We start from the raw sequence: 2,246 nt of genomic DNA on the forward strand, positions 1-2,246 counted from the left end.
AATGCTCAAACCCAATGGCCTGATGGATTCCGTTTTTTGCGGTAAACCAAAATTAAGAGCATTCAAAACCCGATAATCGGTATTGTAAAGTTTCAATACAAATATGGTCAGATATAGTCAGGCATGGTAATATGTACAGACAAAACTATCGGACTAGGCAAAAAAAACAGGAATAAGTTATCGAACGGCTTGGAGGTGGTGGAAACAAGGGAATTTAACAGGCTATCAATTGACTTCTGGTACAATTATCACAACGGATGACAACCCTTCAAAACCCGACGCTGAGTTAAAAGACAACGGACAATAATGTTAGTAGCCGAAAGACACATTATCAAGAAAGGACATAGATTTTGGGCTGAGATAGATAATTTATCTTGGCAGTCTAAAAATCTCTACAACTCAGCCAATTATTTAAGCCGACAAAACTTCATTTATGGTCATGGCTATTTGACCTATAATCAGATGGCCTCTCTGATGAAAAAGACAGAACAGTATCAAGCTTTACCCGCTAAAGTTTCCCAACAAGTTTTAAGAGGATTAGACAAAAACTGGCCATCATTTTTTGCCGCTGCATCGGAGTTTAAAAGTCACCCCGATCAATTTCTGGTCAAACCAAAAATCCCTGGCTATAAGGAGCCAAAAAAAGGACGAAATCTCTTAGTTTACACGATTCAATCCCTAAGCAAAGTAGGTCTTCGGTACGGATTGGTCAAACTATCAGGGACTTCAATTACCTTGCCGACAAGAGTAGCGGAGCGCATAGCAGAAGTTAGAATAGTTCCTAAATGTGATTGTTATGTAATCGAGGTAATTTATGAGAAAACCGAACAGTTCTTAGCTCCTAATGAAAAAATAGCCGCGATAGATTTAGGCATAGATAATTTGATGGCTGTAACTTCAAATCAACCGGACTTTATCCCTTTGTTGATTAATGGCAGACCGTTAAAAAGCCTGAATCAATTTTATAACCAACGTCGGGCTAAGTTACAATCTCTGTTAAAAGGTAATCGTCAAAGTTCCCAGAGGATTTGCCGTTTAACTCGCTGTCGTAATCAGAAAGTAGATGATTATCTTCATCAGGCTAGTCGTTATTTAGTCAATCTTTTAGTTGACCAAGAGATAACAACTTTAGTAATTGGGAAAAATGACGGTTGGAAACAAGAAGTGAACTTAGGAAAAGTCAACAATCAAAAATTTGTGACCATCCCTCATGCTCGATTAATTGAGATGATTATTTATAAATGTCAATTAGAAGGAATCTCTGTGATTCTTCAAGAAGAATCCTATACCTCAGCTTCTAATTTTTTGAATGACGATCCTCTCCCCGTTTATGGACAGATAACTGAAAAGCCAGTGTTTTCAGGAAAAAGAATTAAGCGAGGGTTATATTGTACAGATAAGGGGATTCTGGTTCAATCTGATGTCATGGGTTCCTACAATATTTTACGAAAAGCATTCCCAAATGTGTTTAACCGCTATGGGATAGAGAGGTGCGTAGTTCACCCAAGGAGAATCAATCTCTCGAAGTAAAAGTGAAAGGAATTTCTGAAATGGAATTCAGTCTGTCTATATTTGACTATACTTTTACTAACTATTATTACTGGATGCTTAAGAGGGGAGATAGTGGTATCTTTTCCCCTATAATAGGCGATGACAAACTAATCAACCATCTGCACATCCGATGAATTAGCAACAGTTGCCAGTGCAGTCATGATTACTGGTATGGCGGTGGCGATGTTGGATGCGGGGATAATTTCCACGGCGGTCGAGGCTGCCGGTTTAAGGAAAGAAGTGGCGGAGGCGGCCATAAATTATCCTAATAATGATATTATTCAGACGCTATTTTCTCAGGAAGCCGTAGAAAAAGCGCAAGTTAATCCCCCAGCAAAAATGGAGATCAAAGCAGCCGATTTGCAACCGGATACGGCGATCAATAAAATTAATGATGCTGTAGCGGTGTTGAGAGGGAAAGCAACGCCCGAAGATCTGCAAGAGTACAAGGAATTTATTTATAATTGTGCCGAGACAGTAGCGGCAGGGGCGGGTAGCGGTTTATTTGGCACTGATAGTCCGAAAGTTAGCGAGAGGGAAACTGTGGCCCTAACTAGGGCTTGCTGAAAAAGTTTTTCGGTGGTGGCAGGGTGTGGGGTGTGGGGTGTGGGGTGTGGGGTTTTATCGATTTTCAGGTGGTCAACTACCTAATTTTCAGGGAAAAAGTACCTGAATTTTCCCCCCAATCACTCCAA

The 2,246-nt window shown here is 40.2% G+C and carries 2 protein-coding genes; both read left to right on the plus strand.

Annotated features, from left to right (window positions below):
• The first annotated feature begins 306 nt into the window (after nucleotides 1-306).
• Nucleotides 307-1,530 (plus strand): RNA-guided endonuclease InsQ/TnpB family protein, encoded by a 1,224-nt coding sequence (locus PX484_RS01855; RefSeq protein ID WP_288102722.1) that lies wholly within the window; start codon nucleotides 307-309, stop codon nucleotides 1,528-1,530.
• A gap of 180 nt (nucleotides 1,531-1,710) precedes the next feature.
• Nucleotides 1,711-2,118, plus strand: a complete 408-nt coding sequence (locus PX484_RS01860) for a hypothetical protein (RefSeq protein ID WP_287767176.1) — start codon at nucleotides 1,711-1,713, stop codon at nucleotides 2,116-2,118.
• The last annotated feature ends 128 nt before the right edge of the window (nucleotides 2,119-2,246 follow it).

The sequence above is a fragment of the Microcystis sp. M49636_WE2 genome, from assembly GCF_030065375.1.
In the GTDB taxonomy this organism is placed as follows: Bacteria; Cyanobacteriota; Cyanobacteriia; order Cyanobacteriales; family Microcystaceae; genus Microcystis; species Microcystis aeruginosa_C.